35 protein-coding genes are annotated in these 25,970 nt (G+C 27.4%); 32 read left to right on the top strand and 3 right to left on the bottom strand.

Features of this window, described 5'->3' with window-relative positions; translation table 11 throughout:
- The 14 genes from RATSFB_RS04460 to RATSFB_RS07570 all read left to right on the top strand — a co-directional run bounded on the left by RATSFB_RS04460 (position 1) and on the right by RATSFB_RS07570 (position 7,551).
- The gene (locus RATSFB_RS04460) at positions 1-396 is read left to right on the top strand and encodes a hypothetical protein (protein ID WP_014094854.1); all 396 of its coding nucleotides are present in this window, start codon (positions 1-3) and stop codon (positions 394-396) included.
- A 78-nt stretch (positions 397-474) separates the two neighbouring features.
- Complete coding sequence (efp, locus tag RATSFB_RS04455; RefSeq protein ID WP_014094853.1) at positions 475-1,032, top strand: elongation factor P; 558 nt, start codon at positions 475-477, stop codon at positions 1,030-1,032.
- A 130-nt stretch (positions 1,033-1,162) separates the two neighbouring features.
- Complete coding sequence (gene spoIIIAA / locus RATSFB_RS04450; RefSeq protein ID WP_371136982.1) at positions 1,163-2,038, top strand: stage III sporulation protein AA; 876 nt, start codon at positions 1,163-1,165, stop codon at positions 2,036-2,038.
- 2 nt (positions 2,039-2,040) lie between these two features.
- Positions 2,041-2,562 (top strand): stage III sporulation protein AB, encoded by a 522-nt coding sequence (locus RATSFB_RS04445; RefSeq protein ID WP_014094851.1) that lies wholly within the window; start codon positions 2,041-2,043, stop codon positions 2,560-2,562.
- Positions 2,563-2,577: 15 nt separating this feature from the next.
- Positions 2,578-2,775 (top strand): stage III sporulation protein AC, encoded by a 198-nt coding sequence (gene spoIIIAC, locus RATSFB_RS04440; RefSeq protein WP_014094850.1) that lies wholly within the window; start codon positions 2,578-2,580, stop codon positions 2,773-2,775.
- Positions 2,776-2,783: 8 nt separating this feature from the next.
- Positions 2,784-3,167, top strand: coding sequence for a stage III sporulation protein AD (spoIIIAD, locus tag RATSFB_RS04435; RefSeq protein ID WP_014094849.1), 384 nt, complete (start codon positions 2,784-2,786; stop codon positions 3,165-3,167).
- 10 nt (positions 3,168-3,177) lie between these two features.
- Positions 3,178-4,383 carry a stage III sporulation protein AE gene (spoIIIAE, locus tag RATSFB_RS04430; RefSeq protein WP_014094848.1) on the top strand — a complete coding sequence of 402 codons (1,206 nt, stop codon included), beginning with the start codon at positions 3,178-3,180 and terminating at the stop codon, positions 4,381-4,383.
- Between the two features lie 12 nt (positions 4,384-4,395).
- The gene (gene spoIIIAF / locus RATSFB_RS04425; RefSeq protein ID WP_014094847.1) at positions 4,396-4,983 is read left to right on the top strand and encodes a stage III sporulation protein AF; all 588 of its coding nucleotides are present in this window, start codon (positions 4,396-4,398) and stop codon (positions 4,981-4,983) included.
- Positions 4,984-4,998: 15 nt separating this feature from the next.
- Complete coding sequence (gene spoIIIAG / locus RATSFB_RS04420) at positions 4,999-5,580, top strand: stage III sporulation protein AG (RefSeq protein WP_014094846.1); 582 nt, start codon at positions 4,999-5,001, stop codon at positions 5,578-5,580.
- Between the two features lie 57 nt (positions 5,581-5,637).
- Positions 5,638-6,147: a SpoIIIAH-like family protein gene (locus tag RATSFB_RS04415; RefSeq protein ID WP_014094845.1), complete on the top strand. Its 510-nt coding sequence runs from the start codon at positions 5,638-5,640 to the stop codon at positions 6,145-6,147.
- A gap of 110 nt (positions 6,148-6,257) precedes the next feature.
- Entirely contained in the window at positions 6,258-6,596 is a 339-nt protein-coding gene (locus RATSFB_RS04410; protein ID WP_014094844.1) for an Asp23/Gls24 family envelope stress response protein, read from the top strand.
- Between the two features lie 52 nt (positions 6,597-6,648).
- A complete protein-coding gene (locus RATSFB_RS04405; RefSeq protein WP_014094843.1) occupies positions 6,649-6,972 on the top strand; it encodes a PTS lactose/cellobiose transporter subunit IIA in 324 nt (107 codons plus the stop codon).
- Between the two features lie 14 nt (positions 6,973-6,986).
- Entirely contained in the window at positions 6,987-7,232 is a 246-nt protein-coding gene (locus tag RATSFB_RS07575; protein WP_371136975.1) for a hypothetical protein, read from the top strand.
- Positions 7,210-7,551, top strand: a complete 342-nt coding sequence (locus RATSFB_RS07570) for an acyltransferase (RefSeq protein ID WP_371136974.1) — start codon at positions 7,210-7,212, stop codon at positions 7,549-7,551. Before RATSFB_RS07575 ends, RATSFB_RS07570 begins: the two co-directional genes overlap by 23 nt.
- A gap of 30 nt (positions 7,552-7,581) precedes the next feature.
- On the opposite strand, the gene RATSFB_RS04395 is transcribed toward RATSFB_RS07570, so the two are convergent.
- A complete protein-coding gene (locus RATSFB_RS04395) occupies positions 7,582-8,982 on the bottom strand; it encodes a cation:dicarboxylate symporter family transporter (RefSeq protein ID WP_014094842.1) in 1,401 nt (466 codons plus the stop codon).
- 182 nt (positions 8,983-9,164) lie between these two features.
- Here RATSFB_RS04395 and RATSFB_RS04390 point away from each other — a divergent pair, with 182 nt between their 5' ends.
- From RATSFB_RS04390 to RATSFB_RS04340, 11 genes are all read left to right on the top strand, one after another.
- Positions 9,165-9,512, top strand: coding sequence for a hypothetical protein (locus RATSFB_RS04390; protein WP_014094841.1), 348 nt, complete (start codon positions 9,165-9,167; stop codon positions 9,510-9,512).
- A gap of 25 nt (positions 9,513-9,537) precedes the next feature.
- Positions 9,538-10,377: a flagellin gene (locus RATSFB_RS04385; protein WP_014094840.1), complete on the top strand. Its 840-nt coding sequence runs from the start codon at positions 9,538-9,540 to the stop codon at positions 10,375-10,377.
- A gap of 16 nt (positions 10,378-10,393) precedes the next feature.
- The gene (gene flgB, locus RATSFB_RS04380; protein ID WP_014094839.1) at positions 10,394-10,756 is read left to right on the top strand and encodes a flagellar basal body rod protein FlgB; all 363 of its coding nucleotides are present in this window, start codon (positions 10,394-10,396) and stop codon (positions 10,754-10,756) included.
- Positions 10,757-10,781: 25 nt separating this feature from the next.
- The gene (flgC, locus tag RATSFB_RS04375) at positions 10,782-11,204 is read left to right on the top strand and encodes a flagellar basal body rod protein FlgC (protein ID WP_014094838.1); all 423 of its coding nucleotides are present in this window, start codon (positions 10,782-10,784) and stop codon (positions 11,202-11,204) included.
- A 101-nt stretch (positions 11,205-11,305) separates the two neighbouring features.
- Positions 11,306-12,319 (top strand): flagellar motor switch protein FliG, encoded by a 1,014-nt coding sequence (fliG, locus tag RATSFB_RS04370; protein ID WP_014094837.1) that lies wholly within the window; start codon positions 11,306-11,308, stop codon positions 12,317-12,319.
- On the top strand, positions 12,303-13,118 hold the full coding sequence (locus RATSFB_RS04365; RefSeq protein WP_014094836.1) for a FliH/SctL family protein: 816 nt from the start codon (positions 12,303-12,305) through the stop codon (positions 13,116-13,118). Before fliG ends, RATSFB_RS04365 begins: the two co-directional genes overlap by 17 nt.
- Before the next feature lie 2 nt (positions 13,119-13,120).
- On the top strand, positions 13,121-14,434 hold the full coding sequence (fliI, locus tag RATSFB_RS04360; protein WP_014094835.1) for a flagellar protein export ATPase FliI: 1,314 nt from the start codon (positions 13,121-13,123) through the stop codon (positions 14,432-14,434).
- Between the two features lie 13 nt (positions 14,435-14,447).
- Positions 14,448-14,939: a flagellar export protein FliJ gene (locus RATSFB_RS04355; RefSeq protein WP_014094834.1), complete on the top strand. Its 492-nt coding sequence runs from the start codon at positions 14,448-14,450 to the stop codon at positions 14,937-14,939.
- Positions 14,920-16,320 carry a flagellar hook-length control protein FliK gene (locus tag RATSFB_RS04350; protein WP_014094833.1) on the top strand — a complete coding sequence of 467 codons (1,401 nt, stop codon included), beginning with the start codon at positions 14,920-14,922 and terminating at the stop codon, positions 16,318-16,320. Before RATSFB_RS04355 ends, RATSFB_RS04350 begins: the two co-directional genes overlap by 20 nt.
- 16 nt (positions 16,321-16,336) lie before the next feature.
- The gene (locus RATSFB_RS04345; protein ID WP_014094832.1) at positions 16,337-17,317 is read left to right on the top strand and encodes a flagellar hook assembly protein FlgD; all 981 of its coding nucleotides are present in this window, start codon (positions 16,337-16,339) and stop codon (positions 17,315-17,317) included.
- Positions 17,318-17,361: 44 nt separating this feature from the next.
- On the top strand, positions 17,362-17,568 hold the full coding sequence (locus RATSFB_RS04340) for a flagellar FlbD family protein (protein ID WP_014094831.1): 207 nt from the start codon (positions 17,362-17,364) through the stop codon (positions 17,566-17,568).
- A gap of 3 nt (positions 17,569-17,571) precedes the next feature.
- Here RATSFB_RS04340 and RATSFB_RS04335 read toward each other — a convergent pair whose 3' ends face one another.
- Positions 17,572-18,612 carry a hypothetical protein gene (locus RATSFB_RS04335; protein WP_014094830.1) on the bottom strand — a complete coding sequence of 347 codons (1,041 nt, stop codon included), beginning with the start codon at positions 18,610-18,612 and terminating at the stop codon, positions 17,572-17,574.
- Between the two features lie 191 nt (positions 18,613-18,803).
- Between RATSFB_RS04335 and spoVAC the strand changes: the two genes are divergently transcribed.
- From spoVAC to holA, 5 genes are all read left to right on the top strand, one after another.
- Positions 18,804-19,265: a stage V sporulation protein AC gene (gene spoVAC / locus RATSFB_RS04330; RefSeq protein ID WP_044035551.1), complete on the top strand. Its 462-nt coding sequence runs from the start codon at positions 18,804-18,806 to the stop codon at positions 19,263-19,265.
- Positions 19,266-19,279: 14 nt separating this feature from the next.
- Complete coding sequence (gene spoVAD, locus RATSFB_RS04325) at positions 19,280-20,305, top strand: stage V sporulation protein AD (RefSeq protein ID WP_014094828.1); 1,026 nt, start codon at positions 19,280-19,282, stop codon at positions 20,303-20,305.
- A gap of 7 nt (positions 20,306-20,312) precedes the next feature.
- Complete coding sequence (locus RATSFB_RS04320) at positions 20,313-20,675, top strand: SpoVA/SpoVAEb family sporulation membrane protein (protein ID WP_014094827.1); 363 nt, start codon at positions 20,313-20,315, stop codon at positions 20,673-20,675.
- 101 nt (positions 20,676-20,776) lie between these two features.
- Positions 20,777-22,456, top strand: coding sequence for a ComEC/Rec2 family competence protein (locus RATSFB_RS04315; RefSeq protein ID WP_044035550.1), 1,680 nt, complete (start codon positions 20,777-20,779; stop codon positions 22,454-22,456).
- Positions 22,457-22,464: 8 nt separating this feature from the next.
- Positions 22,465-23,478, top strand: coding sequence for a DNA polymerase III subunit delta (gene holA / locus RATSFB_RS04310; protein WP_014094825.1), 1,014 nt, complete (start codon positions 22,465-22,467; stop codon positions 23,476-23,478).
- Between the two features lie 37 nt (positions 23,479-23,515).
- Here the strand turns inward: holA and rpsT are convergent, their stop codons facing one another.
- On the bottom strand, positions 23,516-23,782 hold the full coding sequence (gene rpsT / locus RATSFB_RS04305; protein ID WP_014094824.1) for a 30S ribosomal protein S20: 267 nt from the start codon (positions 23,780-23,782) through the stop codon (positions 23,516-23,518).
- Positions 23,783-23,937: 155 nt separating this feature from the next.
- On the opposite strand from rpsT, the gene gpr reads away from it, so the two are divergent.
- Both gpr and RATSFB_RS04295 read left to right on the top strand, forming a co-directional pair.
- Entirely contained in the window at positions 23,938-24,891 is a 954-nt protein-coding gene (gene gpr / locus RATSFB_RS04300) for a GPR endopeptidase (RefSeq protein WP_014094823.1), read from the top strand.
- A 67-nt stretch (positions 24,892-24,958) separates the two neighbouring features.
- Positions 24,959-25,957: a stage II sporulation protein P gene (locus tag RATSFB_RS04295; RefSeq protein WP_014094822.1), complete on the top strand. Its 999-nt coding sequence runs from the start codon at positions 24,959-24,961 to the stop codon at positions 25,955-25,957.
- The last annotated feature ends 13 nt before the right edge of the window (positions 25,958-25,970 follow it).

Raw genomic sequence — 25,970 nt, 5'->3', positions numbered from 1 at the left:
ATGAATAAGTTAATTAAGAGATATAAATTTGTATTAGGAATTTTAATTTTTTGTTTACTTATTATGATATTTATAAGTCTATCAACTAAAATTAAAGTAGATAAATTTATGCTAATGCAACATAGTATTGGATCGTATGAGGATGAATTTAAGCAGGCTAAAAAAAATGCATTTTTAAATTTTAAGAATGACTTATTAAATAATAATATCATTTTAGATAATATTGAATATTTAACAGATGATATGGTTAGGTTTGATATAAACCAAAATATGTACATCGATGATGCATATAGTTTTTTAGAATTTTTAAATAATATTACTCATTTAAGAATAAATAGGATCAATATTATGAAAAATAAATTGGAATTTAGCTTTAATATATCAGCTGAAATGTAGTCGTATATATTGAATACCTTAATTTAATTTGTTAGAATTAATGTGCGAAATAAAAGATGTGGAGGTTTAATTATTGTTATGTTAACAGCAGGAGATTTAAGAAAAGGTACCACTTTTGAACATGATGGTCAAGTGTACATAGTTATAGATTTTTTACATGTAAAACCAGGAAAAGGAGCAGCGTTTGTTAGAACTAAATTAAGAAATGTAATAGCTGGAGGAGTTGTTGAGAGAACTTTTAACCCATCAGAGAAATTTCAAGAGGCTGTTATTGAAAGAAAAGAAATGGAATACTTGTATAATGATGAATCTTTATACTATTTTATGGATTTAGAAACGTATGAACAAATCCCTTTGAATTATGAAAAAGTAGAAGATGCAATAAAATATTTAAAAGAAAATATGAATGCTGTTATAAAATTTTATAGAGGAGAAGCTTTTTCTGTTGAAGCTCCTAATTTTGTAGAATTAGAAGTTATTGAAACTGATCCAGGATTTAAGGGTAATACAGCAACAAATACTTTAAAGCCAGCTAAACTTGAAACAGGCACTGTAATTCAAGTTCCTTTATTTATAAATGAAGGCGATAAAGTAAGAATAGATACTAGAACTGGTGAGTACATGGAAAGAGCGTAATTAATAGTATTTTTAAAAAGTTATTAGTGATTTTACTAATAACTTTTTTATTTTTTGTACTAAAAAAGAATAAAAAAAATATAATTTATTAGAAAGGAGGGATATAGTCATTAGTAAGTTAGGTGATTTAATAAATTTATTTTCCGTTAATTTAAGACAACAATTGGAAAAAAATGGTTCTTTAGATGGTTTGCAAGAAATTAGATTGAAGGTAAACAAGCCTGTTATATTAATTTTTTCAGATAGAGAAATTGTGTTGAATATAAAAATGACCATTGAGGATATTAGAGCTACTATAAATAAAATTAGTAAGTATTCTATTTTTGCTTTTGAGGAAGATGTTAAGCAAGGATTTATAACGATACAAGGTGGGCATAGAGTTGGAATAACTGGTGAATGGGTTTTTGAAAATAGAGAAGTAAAGTATTTGAAAAATATTTCATCATTGAACATTAGGATATGTAGGGAAGTTTCAGGATTTGGGAAAAAATTTATTAACCATATATACAAAGGTGGTGAGATTTTAAATACTCTTATAATTTCTCCGCCCAAATGTGGTAAAACAACTCTATTAAGAGATTTGTCCAAGATTATTTCAAACGGTGATAGTCCTCTTAATAGAGGATTTAAGGTATCTATTATTGATGAAAGAAGTGAAATAGCAGCGAGTTTCAGGGGAGTTCCTCAATTAGATATAGGTATTAGAACTGATATATATGATAATTGTTTAAAAAGTAAGGGAATAATTCTTGCTATAAGATCTATGGCTCCTGAAGTTATAGTTTGTGATGAGATTGGGACTAGAGAGGATTTTGAGAGTATATTAGTTGCGTATAATTCGGGTGTGTCTATAATTTCAACAATACATGGAAATAGTGAGGAAGATTTTTATAATAAGTTACGTATGAGTAATCTGAATACTAGTATGGAGAAAATATTTAGATGTATTTTGATACTCAGTAATAAGAATGGAGTTGGAACTCTGGAAAGAGTGAAGAGGATTTAAATATGATAAGTGTGAAATTTATAGCCTTATTAATAATTTTTGTGTGTATTTCTTTGATTGGAATAATGATTGGGAATAGTTACAAATTTAGAGTAAAAGAGCTTCAGGAATTTGAAACAATTTTTCACTCATTTAAAAATAATATAATGTTCATGAAAACTCCAATAGCTTATGCAATAAGAGAATCTTGCACTCAAAAATCTGTACTTAGTGCAAATTTACATATGGTTGCAGATGAAATTGAAAATGGGGATTTTTACAATTTAGTTGATTGTGTTAAGAAAGTCTTTGAAAATAACAAGGATAGATTGTATTTGAATCAATCAGATCTAGATATGATATATGATTTTTTCAATAACATTGAAAATAATAATCTTAATTCATTCGAAAATGTATTTGAAGTTTTTACAAAACGTTTAGAGGATCAATTGAGAGAGGCAATAGAATTTAGGAATAAGAACAAAAAAGTTTATAATACTTTAGGAATTGGAGTAGGAGCTATTATTGTTATTTTTCTCATATAGGGGAGAGTGTATAAAATGTTAGATTTTTCTATGATATTTAAAATTGGTGGGGTTGGAATTCTTGTTGCAATTCTTGATAAGGTTTTAAAAAGTATTGGTAGGGAAGAGTATGCGACATTATCTAATATTTTGGGGATAGTTTTAATTTTATTTATGGTTATACAACTCATAGGTGATTTATTTAATACGATTAAGACTATGTTTCAATTATAGGTGATCGAATGGAAATTATAAAAATAGCATTTTTTGCGTTAATAGCATTATTTTTTATAATAATTGTTCAACAAAGTAGGAAAGATTTGGCTGTTATAATTTCTTTATTTGTTGGTGTTTCTATTTTTATATTTATATTTGGAAAATTTAATGCGATTATATTATTCATTCAGGAGATGGCGTTAAAAGCAAATATAAATACGGTTTATTTAAATATTGTTTTAAAAATATTGGCAATAAGTTACATAGCATCTTTTTGTAGTGAAATATGTAAAGATGCAGGATCTAATAATATTGCATCAAAGGTTGAATTCGGTGGAAAAGTTTTAATATTATTTTTGGCAGTTCCTATATTAATGGCTGTCCTGCAATCAATATTAAATATCATGTAGGGAATTGTTTATGATAAAGAAGATATTCTTGTTAATATTTTTATTAACTTTGTTTTTACCGAATTTAAGTACAAGTGCAAGCGTTAATGTTAGTAATAGTAATACTGAAAATGTATTTAGTGATAACGATATACAGCGAATAATTAAAGAAAATGAAAAAGAAATATCAAGCTTGTATAATTACATAACTAATATGAAAGATGATATTGAAATATTGAAAGATTTAGATCCAAGGGAATATGTAAAATCACTTATGAGTCATGGAAATGAGAAAATGAGTATTGGTAAAACTATATTTAGGAACATCATGTCATTCGTTGTAAAAGAAGTTATTCTAGTTTTGAAAGGAGTTTCGACTGTAATAATAATAGCCGTCATTTGTTCACTTATACAAAATCTTCAAACTGCTTTCTCAAACCAAACGTTGTCAAACGTTGCTTTTTATGCGTGTTATGCCCTACTTATAATAGTACTTTCTAAAACTTTTCTTATAGGAATTGATATAGCTAAAGAAACCATAAAAGAGTTAAATAATTTTCTATTAGTATTGATACCAGTGCTTAGTACGTTACTTTTATCTGCAGGAGGAATTAGTCAGATTGCGACGCTCGACCCAATAATAATTTTGCTTACAAATATAGGACCAACATTTTATTTAAATATTTTGATTCCGATTATACTTTTGGGATTTATGTTACAATTTGCAAACAATATATCAAATAATTTTAAGATATCAAATTTGGTAAAGCATACTAATCAAATTGTACTTTGGGCACAAGGGATTTTTATAACATTTTTTATAAGTATGTTAACTATAAGAGGATTTACGTCAGAGTCTTTGGATATTGTAACAGCTAAAACGGCTAAATTTGCAGTAGATAATTTTGTTCCAATAGTAGGAAAGGCAATTTCTGATGCAATTGCAACTGTTGCAGGTTATTCCATACTTTTAAAAAATGCTGTTAGTTCTTTAGGACTTATAATTGTTATAGCTATTGTATTGGTTCCAATAATTAAGATTTTTATAATGGCAACATTATACAGATTAACAGCAGCTATTATTGAACCTATTTCTGATAATAGGATAGTTTCTGCTATAAGTTCTGTGGGTGATTCGTTAATCCTTATAATGTCATGTGTTATAGTAGTGTCTATTTTATTTTTTGTAATGATTTCTATAATTGCATCTGCAGGGAAATTAATAATAGGTGTTTAGGAGTTATTATAGATGGATATTTTAAAAGATTGGGTAAGTGATATTTGTGTAACTATTTTGTTTATGACAGCAATAGAACTTATTTTACCTGAGAATAGCATTAAAAGGTATGCAAAATTTGTATTAGGTCTTATTTTTATAGTTGTTGTGATAAATCCAATTATTAATTTTGTTAGTCAGGATAATAATTTGTATAAGGATATATCCGTAAATGAAAATTATATAGATAAATTTGATGATTACCTTAACAATAATTTTGAAGAATATAGTGAGAGAGCAAGGAAAACAACTATAGAAAGTTTTGAGCTAAATCTTTCTAATAATTGCAAGATATTACTTGAAAATAAATTTAAAAATAATAAATTTGATGTTGAAACATCAGGTATTTATGAGGCTGGAGATTTTAAGATACAAGAAATTATTGTAAGAGCACAAGAGTCAGGTATTAAGAAAGTAGAAATAATTGAAGATGTGATTATAGATAACAAACAAATTAATAAGGTTACAACTAAAGAAGGATCAAAAGCTAAAGAAATAAAAATATTTTTATCTAGTGAGTTAAATATTTCAGAAAATATTATAAAGGTATATTTAAATTGAGGAGCATTACAATAAATGGAAAAGATAAAACAAAAAATTATAAAAAAAAGTAATAAATTTACTTATATGATTATATTAATTATTATAGCTGGAATTATGATTTTTGCAGTTAGTTATTTTAATAGCTCAACTCCAACATTTTTAGATGTTTCAAAAAATGATGTATCACAACAAAATAAAAATACAATTGATTATAGTCAAATTTCTTATGAAGATAAAGTTAAATTAGAATTAAAAAATATTTTATCTAAAGTAAGGGGAGTAGGAGAAGTTGATGTTGTTATACATTTTGAAGGTGGAGAGGAAAAAATTCCAGCACTTGATAGTGAAAAATCAAATACAGTAACAGAAGAACGCGATAGTAATGGAGGAAATAGAGTTAATAATAACAATAGGGATGGTAATAAAGTTGTAATGTCAAATCAAGGTAATAGTACACAACCATTAATTTTAAAAACGTATAATCCTAAAATAGTTGGGATACTTATAGTTGCTGAAGGGGCAGAAGATAATAAACTTTCATATGAATTAACTAAAATGGTGTCTTCTCTTTATGATATAAGTGAAAGTAAAGTTAATATCATACCCATGAAATAGCAATTATTATTTTGAAAAAATGGAAAACTAATTTGAAAAATTTAGGGGGATTTAATTATGAATAAAAAACAAGCTGGAGTTATACTTGCATTACTTGCATTAATTGTATGTGCGGGAGTATTAGCTGCAAAGGTTAATAGTTCGATGCAAGATTTAGGAACAGTTTCTATAACTGATACTGATGAGGTTATAAATATAAATAATTCTAAACAAGATGAAGTTGGGTATGACTTCTTTTATGAAGCAAAATCTGTTAGAGATAAGAAATCATCTGAAACTCTTGAGTATTTAGCAGAAATAATAGATAGTGAAAAAGTATCACAAATGGATAGAGATACAGCAGCTAAGCAAAAAATTGCTCTAGTTATGGACCAAGAAAATGAAACTAAAATTGAACTTGCTCTTAAGGGTAAAGGATTTGAAGAAATTTTATGTTTAATTGAGAATGATAAGGCTAGAATATTTGTTAAAAATTCTGAGCTTACAGATAGTCAAAGAAAGCAAATTCAAGAAGTGGTTATGAGTGTAGCTAAAATTAAAAATGTAGAAATTGAGTTAAAGAAATAAAACTTAAAAAACTACTGATTATGATATCAGTAGTTTTTTATTTTACAATATGGTATTTAAAATTATCATTTGATATAATTAAATTGTAATTAAGCAGAGGGGTTGAGTAAGTGAATAATAGTATTGGAATTGTTAAAATATCTGATGATGTTATAACTGTCATAGCAGGTATAGCTGCAAGTGAAGTAAAGGGAGTATATCCTTTATTTAATAGTAACAGTGGGATCGATTCTTTTAATAAGAAAAATATTGCTAAAGGAATTAAGGTTAATTTAAGTGATAATAAAACAAGTATAGATATAAGTGTTGCTGTTGAATATGGAATTAAGATTCCAAGTGTTATTAGAGAACTTCAAGAAAACGTTAAAACTCAGGTGGAAATGTTTACAGGTGTTAAAATGCAGGAGATAAATGTATTTGTTCAGAAAGTTATAAGTAAATCTGAATAAAAAATTTAAAGTTTATGATAAGTTTTGTACGTGATGAGGAGGGTAGTTACAAATGAATGATTTAGAGTTGAAAAGTTTTGAAATAATATCTAATGTTGGAAGTGCTAGATCGTTTTATATCGAGGCTATTTCTTATGCTAAGAAATTTGATTTTGAGATGGCTGAAAAATTAATGAAAGATGGAATTGATGCATTTAAATCTGGTCATGCTGCACATGCTGACTTAATACAAATGGAAGCTAATAATGAAAAATTACCATTTAGTTTGATTTTGATGCATGCTGAAGATCAATTGATGAGTGCTGAAGGATTTAAAATAATTGCTAGAGAATTCATTGATGTTTATAAAAAATTTAAAGAAAACGATTTAAAGTAAAGTTGATTTACTAAATGGAATTAAATGATTTTATTAAGAGAATTGAAGGCGGTAATGATATATATGGATCAGAAATGTATGATCTTATGATGGAGGTAAATGAGAATTCTAGAAAGATAATGAATGATCTTAACTATACTTATCATACTAAAGAAGAAATTGTTAAATTGTTTTCAGAATTAATTGGTAAAGAAGTTGATGAAACTTTTATGTTATTTCCACCTTTTTATACTGATTTTGAAAAATATAAGTGTAGGTAAAAATGTTTTTATAAATTCATGTTGTTGTTTTCAGGATCAAGGTGGAATATATATAGGAGATGGTGCTTTGATTGGACACAATGTAATTTTGGCTACATTAAATCATGACCTAAATCCAAATAAAAGGGATATACTTCATACTAATTCAATTGAGATAGGTAAAAATGTTTGGATTGGTTCTAGAGCGACAATTTTGTCTGGTGTTAAAATTAATGACGGAGCTGTCGTAGCAGATGGATCTATTGTTAACGAGGATGTACCAAGTAACTCTGTAGTTGCGGGAGTACCAGCAAGGGTTATCAAATACATAGACAAATAAAGACAGGAACATGTTCCTGTCTTTATTATTTTACATAAATGAACCATCTATTTTGGAATTCATGTCATCGAATTTATTCATATCTACTTGTTTTAATTTTTTATCTACAATTAAGGAAGTTGTTAAAACAGCATTTATATTTAACATGGTTCTAGCCATATCTAAGATTGGATCAACAGCAAGTATTGGGCTTGTTAAGTCAAAATATTGACCTAATCCAACAGCAGAAAGATTTATTGATGCACTTGTTGTTGCCGTTCCAGGAACACCGGCTATCCCAATAGAACTAATAGTCACTACAAGTAATGTCATTATTATAAAATTCAAATTAATTGGATACCCTGTAATATTTGATATCATTATAATGAGCATTGCAGGGAAGATACCAGCACATCCATTCATTCCTGTAGTTGATCCTAAACTAGAAACAAAAGTTGAGGTCGATGAATTACATCCCATAGAATCAAGTGTTTCAATAGTTACAGGTAAACACCCAAGACTTGATCTAGATGTAAATGCTAGTACAAGTACAGGAATAGCTTTTTTAATATAAGTAATAGGATTGAAACCAAATAAAGATAATAAAATCATATGAACTATAAACATTAGAATTACTGCTATATATAGAGCGATTATGAACAGTATAACGTCTAAAATTGACTTAATACCACGTTGGGCAATTGTATTAGCTAATAGTGGAATTACAGCGTAAGGCATTAAGTTTATTATAGTCATTGTTACACTAACTATTATTTTGTGAAGAGCATCTATTAGTTTATTGAATGTTTCCATTGTTTTTAGATATATTTTTCCCATTTTTTTTGCGGCTGTACCAATAAAAATAGAAAATATAACAACAGCTATAACATTTGAATTAGCCATTGCCTCTATCGGATTTTTTGGTATTAAATTCCTGAATATGTCAACTAAAGATTGTACTTCTTTTATGTTAGATGATCCAGAAGTTATAGTTGAGTTTAATCCTATTTTAAATACAGAGGAAACTATTAATCCTATTATTGCAGATATAATTACAGTTGAGAGCAATGTTATTAAAGTATAGATTGTAAGTTGCTTTATTTTTGCCTCTTTTTTCATGTTGATTATTATATGAATGATTGAAATTATAATAAGGGGCACAACAATCATTCTAATTAAATCTATAAAACCATTTCCAAATAAAGAAAACCATTTTGTAGATTCATTTATCCAAGTTATTTCAAGTGGATTTTTAGGGAATTTAGATATGAATTGAATTGCAAGTCCCAAAATTATTCCAAGACCTGTACCTATAAACATTCTATTTGAGAAGTTTATATGTTTTTTCTTGAAAAAAAACATAAGTGCAAAAAGTAATACTAATACTACTAAACATACTAGTGTATTAAAAGAAGATATCATAAGAAACTCTTTTAAAAAACTATTTTCCATTTTAAAAACTCCTTATTAAAATTAATCAATAATTACTATTTTAATATAATTTTGTGAAAATTGGTATAATAAATGACAAATATTTATTATTGAATTATTTAAATCCTAATATTAAATTTTTCAGAATAATACGAAATAATTAAGAAAAAAATGAACATATTATTAATGGGAGAACAATTATTATGATAAATTTAGATAATGATATTATTGATGAATGTAATCATTATTTAGTTCAATTGTCTTATTTTTTAGATAAGGTTTGTGATGTAATTATTAAAAAAAATAATATTGAACTTCTTAAAACTTATGTTGCCGAATTTGGAGGACAATTAGAATTATTAGTAAAGTTTATAAAAGAAAATGAGCAATTGAATTTGGTAATATTTTCAAAAGAAACTGATTTGAAATTTGCACTTGAGAGTTTTGGAGATGCTTTTTGTAATAATGATTATGAGCTTTGTAGTCAAATACTTAAGTATGAGTTGAAATATATTTTATTTAAATGGCAATCGAAATTGAAAAATATTTAATCTTTGTTAAATGAGAGGTTTTAGTATGAAATTAACTTTTAATTCTAATGCTACAAAAACGCTTATGAATTATAAAAAAAATATTTCGAATCATTCGAAAAGTATAAATAATATATCAACAGGTAAACAAATTAATTCTGCAAAAGATAATCCTAGTAGAATTTCTAAGCTTGCAAACTTTGAAAAGGAGATTAGGGGATATCAAAGTTCTAGAAAAAATATACAAGATACTGTAAGCATGATTCAATCTGCAGATAATGTTATGGGATCGCTTAATGATAGAATAACGAGACTCAGAGAAATAACTATCAGTTTGGGAAATGGAAGTATTCAAGGGGAGGAAAAAGATGTTATTCAAAATGAGGTTAATAGTATTCTTGAAAGCATGAACTATGATATTGAACATTTTTCATTTAATGAAGTAAATATTTTGGGAAATGAAGATGTCACTGATAATATTAATCCAAAGTTGATGAGTGTGCTAACAACAGGTAACTCTGGAGAGTTTGCTGAAATACCATCATTTAATTTGTCTATTAAAAATTTAGGTATTGAGGGGATGGATATTCGAGATGATATTGGGGTTAATTTGGAAAAATTAGATAATGCAGCATCACAGGTTATTAATGCGAGGACAAAGCTTGGAGCTATAAGTACGACTTTTGAGGGTAAAATTGACCAATCGGAATCAATACAGGAAGTTGTTACAGGTGCTAAGAGTAAGATAGAAGATGCTGATGTTGCTTTGGAGATGATTGAATTTTCTAGAACGTTACTATTAACTGAAGCTAATATTAAAAATATGAGTAAAACAATTTATTTGCCTAATGATCTGATAGGAGTTTTAGGGAAATTATATAAATAGTTTAGGAGAAGTTGATATGTATCAATTATTAAGAACTGCCTTAGATGTTTCTTCTGTTAGAAGGGATGTTATATCCAATAATTTGGTTAATGTTAATACTAAAGATTTTAAACGTTCTGATGTTGTGTTTGAGAAGTATTTGAATTTTGGAATACCGAGGGTTGAATTTAAGACAAGCAATGATAAACATATAAAAATTGATAATGAACATTATAGCATTATACAAGATAATTCAACAGTTATGAGAAGTGATGGTAACAACGTTGATTTGGATATAGAAAAAGCAAATCAAGCTGCAAATACACTTATGTATAATACTTTGATTTCTGCTATAAATGGTAGGTATCAAAATATTTCAACAATTATAAGTGGAAGATAGAACATAAATGGAAGGTGAATGATGTATGCTTAATAATGCTTTTAGGTCAATGAGAATTAGTGCAAGTGGACTTGCTGCCGAAAGAATGAGAATGGATTTGATTTCATCAAATATTGCAAACTATAATTCTATTAAAACAGATACAACAGATGCATATAAACGCAAGATTGCAGTTTTCCAAGAACATTTAGATAGATCAATGTCTGGATTAAATAAATTTAAGGGAGTTAAGGTTTCAAAGATAATGGAGGATAACTCTCCATCTAAAATGATTTTAGATCCAACTCATCCTTATGCAAATGAAGAAGGATTTGTTGAAGGAAGCAATGTTAATATATTGAATGAAATGGCTGAAATGATTTTAGCTACTAGATCATACGAATCTAATGCTGATAATTTTAATGCAAACAAGCAAATGTTTATGAAAGCATTAGAAATAGGAAAGTAAATTTATAACTTCTATCGCGAGTAATGTGATAGAAGTTTTTTTATTTGTTTAAATTATGCTTAAAAATATAAATTTTACGCAAAATAGAACAATGGGAGGAGATGCTTTTGAAGAAGAAAATATCAGGAGTTCAAAAAACGGCAATACTATTAATAACTTTGGGTTCAGAAGTAGCCTCAGAAATAATGAAGTTTTTGAATGAAGATGAAATAAATAAGATTTCTTTTGAAATAGCAACTATAAATTCGGTAACAATTGAAGAAAGAAAAGAGATTTTGCATGAATTTATAGAGATGAATAAAGCGAAAGAGTTTTTGCTTGAAGGAGGATTTGATTACGCTAAAAATATTTTAAGTAAAGCACTAGGATCAGATAAGGCTATTGAAATTTTAGATAAAATAAAAGAGGCAACAGATATATATAGACCTTTCACCATTGCACGTAAAGCTGATCCAACTCAGTTATTAAATATAATAATTGATGAACATCCACAGACTATTGCATTAGTTTTGTGTTATATTCAACCAGAGAAGGCAGCACAAATTTTGAGCTCTTTACCTGATCATCTCCAAAACGATGTAGCGTATAGGGTTGCTACGATTAGGAACACTTCGCCTTATGCGGTTAAAGAAGTTGAGAGGGTTTTGGAATATAAATTATCGAATTTTGTGAAGCCTGAAGCGACAGTTATCGGAGGAATTGAGTCGCTTGTTGATATGCTTAATAGAGTTGATAGAAATACGGAGAGAAATATTACTTCAGGTCTTGAGAATCATGATAAAGAACTTGCGGAAAAATTAAGAGCATCTATGTTTGTGTTTGAGGATATTGTGACTCTGGGATCCGAAGATATACAAAAAGTTTTAAGAAGTATAGATCAAAAAGAATTAGCTCTTGCACTTAAAGGTAGTAGTGATTCTGTTAAGGAACTTATATTTAGCAATTTATCAAAAGGTGCAGCAGAAAATGTTCGTGAAGAAATTGAATATATGGGTCCTGTTAAATTGTCTGATGTTGAGAAGGCTCAACAAGTTATTGTTTCTCAGATTAGAAAATTAGATGAGCAAGGTGAAATATTAATTGTTCGAGGAGGAGATGATGACATTATTCAGTAGTTCAAATAAAAATATTATTCGTAGCGGTGGCAATAATAAAAATTATCCACATTCTACTAAAACAATAATTAGTCCAAATATATATGATGCATACAGTACGCAGAACAATATATCAAGAGAAATTAAAACTAATAATGAAATAATTAAACGTATAAGGACAAAAACTTATAGAGTTAGAAGAGATGAAATTTTAAAATTTAAAAAGATAAGTGATATGTTGATATCTAAAGCAAAGAAAGAATCGTCCAAAATTTTTGCTGATATGATTGAAAATGCACAAGTTGAAGTAGTTCGTCAGAGGGTTGCAAGTAAAGTTCAAGGATATAAAGAAGGCTTCGAAGAGGGAAAAGCTAAGGCAATGCAAGAAATTATGGCTGAAAAAGATAAAATATTAAGTGATGTTATGTGTTTTTATGAAAATGCTAAAAAAGAAGCAGAAGAATTTATAACAGCTAAAGAAAACGAAATTAAAGATATGATATTTACAATGGTTGCGAAAATAATTAAGCGTCAATTGAATGATGAAAAAATATTAAATGATATAATTTATGAACGTATAAAAAATATAAAAGATAAGATGCCAGTTATTATAAAGTGTAACGAAGTTAACTACAAAGGTATAAGTGAAGAAATTCACATACTGAAAGAGAAAGCTGGAATACTTGGAGATTTTCATGTTGTTATTAGTAAGGATATAAACAAAGGAGAGTTTTTAATTGAAAGAAATGGAGGAATCATAAAGTACGATGTAAATGAAAATATAGAAATTTTAAGGAAGATAATTTTTGGTGAGGATTAGATATGTTTATAGATTTTAGGAAAATGAAGAATTCTCTTGAAAAAGTTGAGCCAATTTATGAAGAAGGAAGAGTTAAACGTTTAGTTGGATTGACTATAGAGGCTGAAGGTATAATTCCATTCATTGGAGAAATTTGTTACATATATAATGAGTACGGAGAAGAGATAGAGTGTGAGGTTGTTGGAATTAATCAAGAAAGAAGTATATTAATGCCATTTGGGGATGTGCGTGGTATATCTACTGGCAGTAAGGTTATTGCGACTAAAAAATTATTATCTGTTAAAATTTCAGATGAATTGTTAGGTTGTGTTTTGGATGGGCTTGGAAGAGTTCAAATAGGTAATCCACCAGAAAATTATACAGAATTTACTGTAGATAATAAGCCGCCAATTGCTATGAAAAGAAAAGAAATCACAGAAATAATGCAAACAGGTGTAAGAGTAATTGATGGAACTCTTACTTGTGGCGTTGGTCAGAGAGTTGGAATATTTGCAGGTTCCGGAGTTGGTAAAAGTACTTTAATGGGAATGCTTGCAAGAAATGCGTCTGCAGATGTTAATGTGATTGGACTTATTGGCGAGAGAGGGCGTGAGCTTAAGGAATTTATACATCATGATTTGGGTGAGGAAGGACTTAAAAAATCCGTTGTAGTTTGTGCAACATCAGATGAACCTGCACTTATAAGATTTAAGGCATCTCTTGTTACAACAGCAATAGCAGAATATTTTAGAGAACAAGGTAAGAATGTAATTTTAATGATGGATTCTGTAACGAGATTTGCTATGGCACAGAGAGAGGTTGGTCTTGCTATTGGGGAACCACCAGCAACAAAAGGTTATACTCCATCAGTTTTTGCACTTTTACCAAAGCTTTTGGAAAGGACAGGACCTTCCCAAAATGGGGCTATAACAGCATTTTATACAGTGCTTGTTGATGGTGATGATATGAATGATCCAATAGCAGATACTGTGAGAGGAATATTGGATGGACATATTGTATTATCTAGAGCTTTAGCACAGAAAAATCATTATCCAGCTATTGATGTTTTAAAGAGTGTTAGTAGGCTTATGTCTAAAATAGTTTCTGATGAACATAAGGAGTTAGCAGGAACGGTTAGAAATTTACTTGCAGTATATCAAGATGCTGAAGATTTGATAAACATTGGAGCATATGTTCATGGGAGTAATCCAGATATAGATAAGGCTATTCAATATATTAATCAAATAAATGAATATTTGAGGCAAAAAACAATGGAATTTACTAGTTATGAACAAAATTTAACTATACTAAAAGGAATATTTAATAATTTGATTTAAGGTAGTGATTGTTATGAAAAGGTTTAAGTATTCGCTCAATAAATTATTGAATATGCGGCTTGGGCTTGAAAAAGAGGCATCTCAAAAATTTACAGATATCAGTGCTAGAATAAGGGTTATTAATGATAACATTGAAACTTTAAATGAGTTGTATAAAAAGAATTCTTTTTCAACTTGTACAACTCGTGTTGATGAAATTATAAAAAATAATTATGCATATTTCTTAGAAAATTCAATCCTTTATAATAAAAAACAAAAGGAAAAAATGAGTAAAGAGTATGATTATAGATTTGAAGATTATAAGAAAAAGAAGCAAAATAGAACTGTTTTAGATAAACTTAAAGATAAAGAATATAAAGAATTTTTGCATGCACAAGATAAGGAAGAGCAAGATTTTTTAGATGAATTGTCTTTGAATATGTATTACAAGGATTTACACAAACCAGAAGATTACGATGAAAAAGATGAGAAGGAGAGGGGAGAGTATGAGTTTGAAGATAGATAATTTGAATTATGGAGTATCTAAAAAAGATGAAGTTAAACAAAATAACAAAAATATTAAAAGTGATTTAAGTGTGAGTAGTTTTAAAAATTCTCTTGATGAATCTCTAAGTTTACAAGGTGAGAATCAACTAAATAGTAAACATAAAATAGAAGAGAAAGTTTTTGATGAAACTTTGTATGATACTTTAAATGAGGATGATAAACAATTATTACAAGTTATTTTAAGTATATTAAACGTTTTGGGATCAGAAAAAATTGATACTCAAAGTAATTTCTTTGAGTTTAATGATAATTTCACTATTGGAGATTTGAAAGAAGTTAAAGATATTGAATTTGATAATACAAAACAACTTTATAGTGATTCTTTAAATAAGATGAATGTATTTGAAAACGTATCAAAACCAGAGTTTAACGAAATAGAAAAAATACAAATTTCAAGTTTTGACAATGAAAGTATACAGAATGTTTTAATTGAAATGGGATTTGATTTGAAAAAGATTAATTCAAAAGATATTTCAAATGGGGAAATTATACAAAAGGTAATGGATAATGTTGATGGCTTTAAAAATTTAGTAAGGAATGAATTTGATAAGATAGGGGAAAATAATTCAGATGTTAAATTTTTAGATGAAATTAATTTTGAGGGATTTTTATTAAACGATAAGGAACTAATAAGAAATATAGAAAATGAAATTAGTATTAAGCTTAATACAAAATTAAATAATGAAGTTTCGGTTAATAAAACTGATGATTCAGATTATAAAGTACTCCATAATTTTAAAAGTATAAGTGATATGGTTAGAATTGATGATAAGAGTAATAGTGATGAACACATATTAAAGGAAATTTCTGGGGAAGCACAAATTAATAAAAATATTGAAAATTATTTTGTTAATGCATTTAGAAATAATACTGAAGAGAATGTAAATGTAAAATTCAATAAAATATTAGATACTTCAAACCATCAAAATATTGTTAAAGAATTTATTGAAAATATAGAATATATGGCATCAAATAATAAAAATCAAATGGTTGTTAAACTTAATCCAGATCATTTAGGGAGAATGGATGTAAAGTATGAAGTAGTTAAGGATAATGTTAGACTTATGATAAGAGTTGAAAATAAAGATGCATTCAAGGTTATGGAATCAACAATAACTGATATACGAAATATGATAAAGGAAACACATAATATAAATTTGGAAAATATACAAGTTGATCTCCAAGAATTTTCATTTAATGCAAATGATGGTGGTGGAAATAACAAGCGAAATAATGAAAATGTTGATTTTAAAAATTTAAAATCTCCAACAATAGAGATAGATAATGAAGGTAATGACAATGATGATAGAAATAATTTAAGAGATGGAATTTTAGTTTAAATTGAGGTAAGTAAGTATGATAAATAACAATATTAAAATAACACCAATTAATAAAAATAAATCTATAAATATAGGTAATTCAAGTAATTCTGATGGTTCATTTAATGATTTGGTTGAGGAGATTCAGAAAAAAACTGAAGCAAGTAAAAATAGTGAAAATGAAGTGGACAACTCAGCATTTTCAAGATCAGGAAATGTTTATAATGGGCAATATACAGAAAAAGGAACAAAAATTATTCAGCCTGGAGAAGATATGAATAAGGATGCATTTTTAAAAATATTGGCAACCCAGATGTCCAACCAAGACCCAACACAACCGCAAGATGGTACTGAATATGTATCACAATTTGCACAGTTTGCAGCTATGGAACAAATGTCTAATTTAAACACTACAATGAATGAATATTCGGCTAGATCGTTATTGGGACAGGGAGTTATGCTTAATTCTTACGACAATAATGGAAATGCAATTACTGGTGTTGTGCGAGGTGTTGCTCAAAATGGATCAAAAATAATTGTTAATGTTGAGTACATGAATGAAAAAGGGGAATTTGTAATTGGAGATTTTGAAAGAGATGATATTATGAATGTTATTGGGGTACAAGATAACAGACTTGATTATATAAATAATAATATAGCTGTGCTTGTTGGTTCATCCATGATAAATAAAGAAGTAGAATTTATATATTCAAATATCGATGAAGATTATGAAGATGACATAACAATAGATGGTGGCATGACAGATGAAATAGAAGCTCAAGATGAATTGGAATCTATATTGGAACAGGACATTAGAGAAGGAAGGAAAGCGAATGGTGAAGTTGTAACATATGAAAGTAATGGAAATTTATATGAAACTATGACAGGAAGAGTTGAGGGAATTGTAATTGAGAATCATGAGATTAAACTCAGAGTGAAAATAAACACGACTAATGAAATAGAAACAGTAACACTTAATAGAGTTGTGAGAGTTGATGGTGAGGAATATATAAATTAAAATTTGCAAAACTTGTATTTAAGAGAAGGTCAAGGAGGTCAAATATGATTCAGCTTACAAGAACAAATGATGTTGTGTTTTATTTAAATTCAAATGAAATTGAAAGAATAGAACTTATACCAGAAACGGCAATAATTTTACTAAATGGAAAAACGTATATAGTTAAGGAAAGTATTGATGAAGTTATAAGAAGAATTATAGAGTTTAATCGAAAAATACATTATCAATATAAAAAGAGTGTAGAGAACTAGGTTCTATACACTCTTTATTTTATCCAAAGAAGAATAAAGTGTTCTTATCAACTTTAGATCATATATAACTTTTGCACAATTATTTTGTATTGATGTAATTTTTTCATGATCAAGGTAAGGTTTCATTGAACTAATATTATTTAGATAAGTATCAACAAACTCAGAATATAGTTCATACATTTCGTTAACAATTTTTATATATTCATCTTTATTTTTATCAATTAAACGTTCTTTTTCAATAAACACTCTTGAAAAAGTAATTTTGCCATTTGATCCGAGTTCAATTGCCTTACTTAGAGAGTAATTTTTTAAAATATTATCTTTATATTGATTAAGCTCAACTATCTGGCTTTCTAAACATTCAATAAATTTACTTAAATTTGATTTGTTTGCATTAGAACTTGTATTAAAGTCAACCATTTCTATTAAATCATTAAATGTATTTTCCTTATATGAAATCAGTCTATTAAGATTATTTAAAATTTTTTCACGAGCAGTATCTGATTTACTTTTTTGAGTTGTTTCAATTTCTTTTGCTTTTAAATCAGCTTGTCCAATATCTTTGATATCCTGAGATTTAGAGTCTTTATTTTGATCGGTGACTTCTATTATAACTTTTGATTCATTTTTTGAAACTATTTTGTTTGTATCGCTATCAGAATTATGAGGTTCTTTGTCGTCAATGTCATTAATTATAATTTCCATATCTGTTCCTACAGAAACATTATTTTCGGATTTGGTTTGTTTATTTTTATTAGCGTTTATTAGTATATCTCTAATGTCATTTCTTTCAGATTTGTAATTAGATAAGTTATAACCATGTTTTATTAATATGTCAATCAAATCATATTTTAAGTTCATATTCTGAACATTACAAATTTCGGATGCAAGAGATATGATATCAGAATACTTGTCTTGAATTACTCTTTCTAAGAAAGAAAGACGTTTATTTAAATAATCAATTTCAATTAATGAATTATTTTTGAATTCATTACGCTCGAAATCCAAACTTTTATCATTTGTAAAATTAAAATACTTTGACATAGGCACCTCACAATTAGAAAATTAACTAATTGTATATATAATAATATAAATTTAAACATAATTCAATAAAAATTAATTTTTGAAACCTTTTATTAATTAAATCGTTGGGAAAAAAAGTAAAGTATAAAATACTTTAATATACCTATAATATATTTGTGAAAAATATCATGTATATTCGGAGGATAAAAGGATTGAGTTTTGATGAAAAGAGGTTAAGAAAGACATTTGAGGATTATTCCAAAAATTATGAACCGAAGCCAAATTACATTAAAAGATTTGTTATGTCATTTATTATTGGTGGGATATTTTGTGTAATTGGAGAACTTTTATTTAAATTCTATGCTAATTATATATTTGATGAGCTTCAGGTAAGAGCTTTGGGATCTATAACAATGATATTTATAGGATCATTTTTAACGGGAATTGGTATATACGATAAAATTGCGAATATTGCAGGGGCAGGAAGTATAGTGCCAATAACTGGATTTGCTAATGCTGTGACTTCTCCAGCGATAGAATTTAAAAAAGAGGGAGTTGTATTTGGAACGTGTGTAAAGATGTTCACAATAGCTGGATCCGTAATAGCTTTTGGTGTTACTTCATCTGTTTTAGTTGGAATTGGATATTTTATTTTTAGTAAATTTGTAGGATAGGTGATAGATAAGTTATGTATGATAATAAACGAGTTGGAACTCAGACGGTTGAATTAAAAAATAGACCTAAAATCATATCTGCGACTAGTGTTGTAGGACCTAAAGAGGGTGAAGGTCCACTTGGATCTTATTTTGATATTACTCTTAAAGATGATAAAAACGGTAAGGAAACTTATGAAAAGGCAGAGTCGAGTATTTTATATACTTCAATTAGTGAAAGTATAAGAAAAGGGAATCTTACTGAAGATGATATCGATTATTTGTTATGTGGAGATTTGCAGAATCAAATAACATCTTCGAATTTTGCAGCTCGTGAAATAAAAATACCGTTTATAGGTTTGTATGGTGCTTGTTCTACATTTTCTTTATCATTAGGATTGGGTGCGATGTTTATTGATGGAGGATTTGCTAATTATGTTGTAACTGGAGCATCATCTCATTTCAGTTCTGCAGAGAGGCAGTTTAGATTTCCTCTAGAGTATGGGAGTCAAAGAGCGATAACTTCGCAGTGGACTGTTACAGGAGCAGGAACAGTTCTTCTTGGAAGAGAAGGTAATTATCCAGAGATTACACACATAACGACGGGTAAAGTTAAAGATTATGGAGTTAAGGATGTAAATAATATGGGGGCTGCTATGGCTCCATCAGCAGTAGATACAATTTATAAACATTTTCAAGATACAGGAAGAGATCCAAGTTATTATGATTGTATTGCGACAGGTGATTTAGGCAAATTTGGAAGACAAGTAACAGAAACTATGCTTAAAGAGTTAGGGTACGATGTTTCGAAAGTGTATGTAGATTGTGGTGAAAGTATCTATGATAATGGAAGACAAGATACTTGTTCAGGAGGGAGTGGATGTGGATGCTCCGCTTCAGTTTTTACAGGATATTTTTATAAAAAATTATTGGAAGGTAAAATTACCAAGATACTTATAATTTCTACAGGAGCATTAATGAGTCCAACAACCTCATTTCAAGGTGAGAGTGTTCCAGGAATAGCACATGCTGTTGCTATAGAGTTTAATAATAGGGGGTGATGCGTTTATGAATTATCTATGGAGTTTTTTGCTTGGAGGAATTATATGTGGTATTAGTCAGATTTTTATGGATAAGTTTAAAATATTACCTGCATATATTTTGGTTTTTATGGTTTGTCTTGGTAATGTTTTATCACTATTTCCTGGATATGATTTTTTGATAAAGAAAGCATCTGGTGGAGCTTGCATACCTATAATAGGATTTGGGTATAGCTTGGGAAGTTCTGTTATTGAAAAAGTTAAAGAGAGTGGACTTTTTGGTGTGATAACGGGAGGACTTAGTGGGGTATCTGCTGGAATAACATTTGCTATTTTTATATCTTTTATATTCTCTTTTATATTTACGGCTAAAACTAAGTCTTTAAAATAATAATAAAACCTTTGGAATTATTTTCTGGAGGTTTATTTTTTTGAATAAATATCTTGAAAATTTGAAATTATTATAACAAATATTAGAAGGACATTTGGCTTATGAAGTTTTTTGTTTATTGTTTTACAGTGATCATATTGTCTAATTTATTAGGAATTCAACTAATGAAAGATGATTTTATATCATTTGGTTTTGTGTTACTCTTATTGATTACATTTTTGCTTAGAAATGTAATATATAAAGTGTTTAAATTAACTCTAATCATATTGAGTGTAATTAGTTTCTTCAACATATTATCGTATTATTCTAATAATCAGAATCTTGTAACTAATAAAAATTTTAGAATATCAGAAAAATTATCAAAAGATATAGTTGTTTCTTCAAAAAATATAATACCCAAAAGATATTTGATTAAAAACTTTGAAAATATAGACAAAGTTGATATTGGTATGGTTTTGAATTTGAATGGAAATATAGAAAAATCTAATTATTATGATATTGGTGTGGTTGGAGAGATTATTGATTATACTATTAATTCGTATCAAAAAGATCTTTATTCTATTTTTATAGGGATGAAATCTATTATAAAAGAGCTATTTACAGATAATTTTGGAGTTGAACGTGGAAATATTTTGTCGAGCCTAGTGTTCGGCGATACATCGTCATTGGACAAGGAGTATAAAAATGATTTAAAAGAGTTAGGTATTGTACATATTTTAAGTGTTTCGGGTTTTCATATTAATTTGATTTTTGGAATCTTATCAAAAATATTAAGTTTTTTACCATCTATTATAGCGACGTTTATTTATCTTGTGCTTACTGGATTTAAGGTGTCTGGGATAAGAGCATTTTCTATGGTGTTTATAAGAGAAATGTCGCCTAGGGTACATAGAAATTATGATGGAATAAATGCGTTGTGTGTTGCTGGTAGTTTAATATTGCTTATAAGACCATATGAAGTTTTGAGATTAGGGTTTATATATTCTTTTGTATCTACACTTGGGATTTTATTATTTAATAGTAAAATTAAAGATTATTTATATAGATTACCTAAATTATTGAGTGAACCCATTTCACTTATAATTAGTGCTCAAATTTTTATTATTCCTGTTAACTTAATAATTAATAGGAAGTTAGAGTTAGGATTTTTACTTTCAAATATATTTTTAGTTCCATTTTATAGTTTGTTAGTGATTTTGAGTATTGTATTTGTATTTTTTAGTTTCATACCACTTTTTAAGGAAATCACTGTTTATTTAATAAAGATTATTTTTGATGTAATTGATGGTGGGATTATTTTAATAAAGATGTTTACCCCAGAAAGTATATACTTAATAAATATTTTGATTATTTTTATAGTTATGTTGTACATACTATATTTTTTTAGGAAAAAGATTTCATTTAAAACTTTTAATAAATTAGTGCTTATATTATCATTTGTTTATATTGGAACTATTACGATGATTAATTCTAGCGTGGAAGTAGGGAAATACTATGATAAAAACTATGTTATAATCAGAAATAAAGATAGAAGTTATTTGTATTTAGATGGTAATTTAAAAAATATAGATCAGTTAATTGATAAGCTTGGAGTTGATAAAGTATTTACAAATATTAATAATAATCAAGATTCATCTATAATAAGTGGGGTTAAAGTGGAATTTATAAATAAGAAGGTTGTTTTATATGTTGATAAGAAAAAGATAGAAGTGAATAATATGGAAGATAATTTTAAATATTATTCGGATATTTATCCACAAAAATATTATTTTATATTTTAGGGAGTTATATGTTAGATTATGATTTATTGATGAAGGAAGTAGATAATATAAAAAATTGTTATTTTATCTATAGTTATGATGGGAAACTTATTAAAAATTTTTTGAAAAGCATAGAGAAAAGATTGATATTGAGGGATTTTAAACAATTTAATTATAATCAAATTAAGTTTGATAATAATTTTGATATAAATTATTTTTCTGAATGTTGTAATACAATTCCAATGATGCAAGATAAAAAAATGGTAGTAGTTGAGAACGCACTATTTTTAAGAAGTGATTATGAAAATAGGGATTTTGTTCAGAAAATTAAAGATTATTTAGCCGATTTACCTTCATATTGTGTTTTAGTTTTTTATTATGTGTTTGGGAATAAGGAGAAGAATAAGGACAATTTAAAAGCGTTTTCTAAATTTGGTCAAGTTTGCAATATTCAAGAGCTAAAGGGAGATGACTTTTACAAAGAAGTTTCTAAGATGTTTTTATTAAATAGGGTTAATATAAAACAAGAGCTTATTAGATATTTTTGTTCTAGAGTTGAAAATGATTTTTTTCATATAGAAAATGAAATTAATAAGTTGAAATTTTTTGTAGAAGGAAGGGAAGTAACTAAACAAGATATAGATGATGTTATTACTAAAAGTTTAGAAAATAATGTTTTTGTTCTTATAAATAATGTTATGGAGAAAAAATTAAATAAATCTATAACAAGCTTTAGGGAACTTTCATTGACCGGAAATGATTTTAATTATATATTTAGCATGATTAGTAGTCAATTTTCTAAATTTTTAGATGTGAAGTTATTATTAGAAGAAGGGATCAATATTGATGAAATTACTAAAAAAACACGTATTAATAAGTATAGTTTAAATAATTTTATTAAGTTATCAAAACAATATAGTTTGAAAAATATTATAAATGTTCTCGATAATTTTTTGGATCTAGAATATAAAATTAGATCATCAACAGATATTGATGCATTTTCAGAATTTGAAATTTTGCTTATTTCAATATGTAGTATGTAGATAATTAAAAACCTAATACCGATTGGTATTAGGTTTTTTAAGCTTGAGCTTTATTTAATTTTATAGCTAAACTAGATTTCTTTCTAGCAACTTTATTTCTATGTAAAATACCTTTAGAAGCAGCCATATCTAAAGCTTTAGTAACTTGAGAGAATTCAGTTTTTGCTGATTCTATATTATTATCTTTTAAACAAGTTTCAAACTTTTTAATAGCAGTTTTCAATGCAGATTTAACCATTTGATTTCTTAAAGTTTTAGCTTGAGTAACTTTAATTCTCTTCTTAGCTGATTTAATATTTGCCATATTTTTCACCATCCTTTTAGATCGAACACCAATAATGCCAATATAGTAACATTAATTAAAAATAATTTCAAGACATAATTAAATAATTTAAAAAAAACTACACAAAATAAATAAGTGTAATTTTTAAAAATGTCTACAAAATAAGGAGACAAGTTATGGTTAAAGGTAGAGTATCGGAAAATGATTTTAATAAGATATTTGAAGGGAATCCAAATATAGATTTTAAACAAATCGAAGATTCGAATATAAGAATATCTAATATAAGAGTTAAAAATAAATATGGTGAAAAACTTCTTGGTAAGAAGATGGGATACTATTCAACTTTGGAATTACCAAAATTAACATATTATGATGTTGAGATGATGGACAAGATTAGCTCGATATTTGGGAGAGTATTAAAAGAATTTATAACTATGGATTCAAGTAAAACGGCTCTTGTTGTAGGACTAGGAAATTGGAATGTAACTTCAGATTCTCTTGGCCCTAAAGTTATATCAAAATTATTTGTTACAAGACATCTTAAAGAATTTATGCCTAAATATATCGAAGATGATATTTCATCTGTATGTGCTATTTCGCCAGGAGTGCTTGGAACTACAGGAATAGAAACAAGCGAAATAGTAAAATCTCTTGTAAATAAAATTAAACCTGATTATGTTCTTTGTGTTGATTCTTTAGCCGCAAGAAAAGTATCTAGACTCAATACAACGATACAAGTAGGAAGCACGGGGATAAATCCTGGGGCTGGGGTGAATAATCATAGAATACCACTTAATGAAGAAACGTTAGGTGTGCCAGTAATTGGAATAGGTATACCCACAGTTGTTGATTCACTCACAATTGTCAGTGATAGCGTTAATTTAATTTTAGATACCATAATCAAAGATATAGATGAGAGTTATATAGAAAAAAATTTATTGGGAGAAAGACAAAGGATGGATATGATACGTAAAACATTGTCTATATCTATGGGTGAGATGATAGTTGCACCTAAAGATGTAGATTCAGTAATAGAATCAATGTCCAAGATGATTGCAATGGGTATAAATATTGCACTACATCCTAATTTAGATATGGACAAGTTAAATAAATTTATAGATTTAAAATAAAAAAATAGAAAAAATATAATAAAATATTATCCCTTTCATATATTTTTTATATGGGAGGGTTAATTAGATGCAATTGACGAAAAAATATAAGATTAACTTAAGAGATTTTAAAATAATAGGAATTGTTACTGTAGTTTCTATTATTATTTTGTGGATAATATTGAAAACCTACATAACATATTTCAATATATCGGGAAATTTTAATTATGCTTATAGCTCGATACTAAAAAATAATTATATGGCTTTTGTGGATGGTGAATATTTTGAAAATTCTAAGGAAGCCTTTATTAGAGACATAAAAAATATTTTAGGAATTGATTTAATGAATCCAATTTCTATAATTGAAAAAGAGATAAATATTTTAAAATCATCTGATATTAATGAAATGGAATTATCATCTAATATGTACAATAATTCATCTCAAAACTTAAATTCGGATGATAAAACTACAAATGGGATTGTTAACTTAAACAATACTCAGAAGAGAATACTTATATATCATACACATACAACAGAAGCATTTAAACCAGCTCAAAATGATTCATTTTATGAACAATATAATATTGTAGGTGTAGGAGATGTTCTTAAAACTGAATTAGAGAAAAATTATAATATTAAAGTTATACATGACAAAACTATACATAACACGAGTTATTTAGAAAGTTATAAGAGATCAGCAGAAACATTAGATAAATATTTATCTGAGATTGAGGATTTTGATTTGATATTGGACTTGCATAGAGATTCTTTAGAAAATAAAAATCTAGTTACTGCAAATATAGAAGGAAAAAATGTTGCAAAAATAATGTTTGTTGTTGCTCATAACAATCCTAATTATTTAGACAATGAGGAACTTGCTATGGATTTAACAAGTTTAGCAAATGATTTATATCCAGGGTTTGCAAGGAGCGTTTTTCATTATGAAAGTGGAAGTAACGCATTTAATCAAACCAAGTCTTCTAAGTTAGCCTTGATTGAGATGGGCGCTCAACTTAATACCATGGAAGAAGCTATAAATTCAGCAAAATTACTCTCAAATGTTATAGGAGAATATTTAGCACAATAATTGTAAAAAAATG

The sequence above is a fragment of the Candidatus Arthromitus sp. SFB-rat-Yit genome, assembly GCF_000283555.1.
Classification (GTDB): domain Bacteria; phylum Bacillota; class Clostridia; order Clostridiales; family Clostridiaceae; genus Dwaynesavagella.
This window is presented reverse-complemented; position numbering and strand designations above follow the sequence as displayed.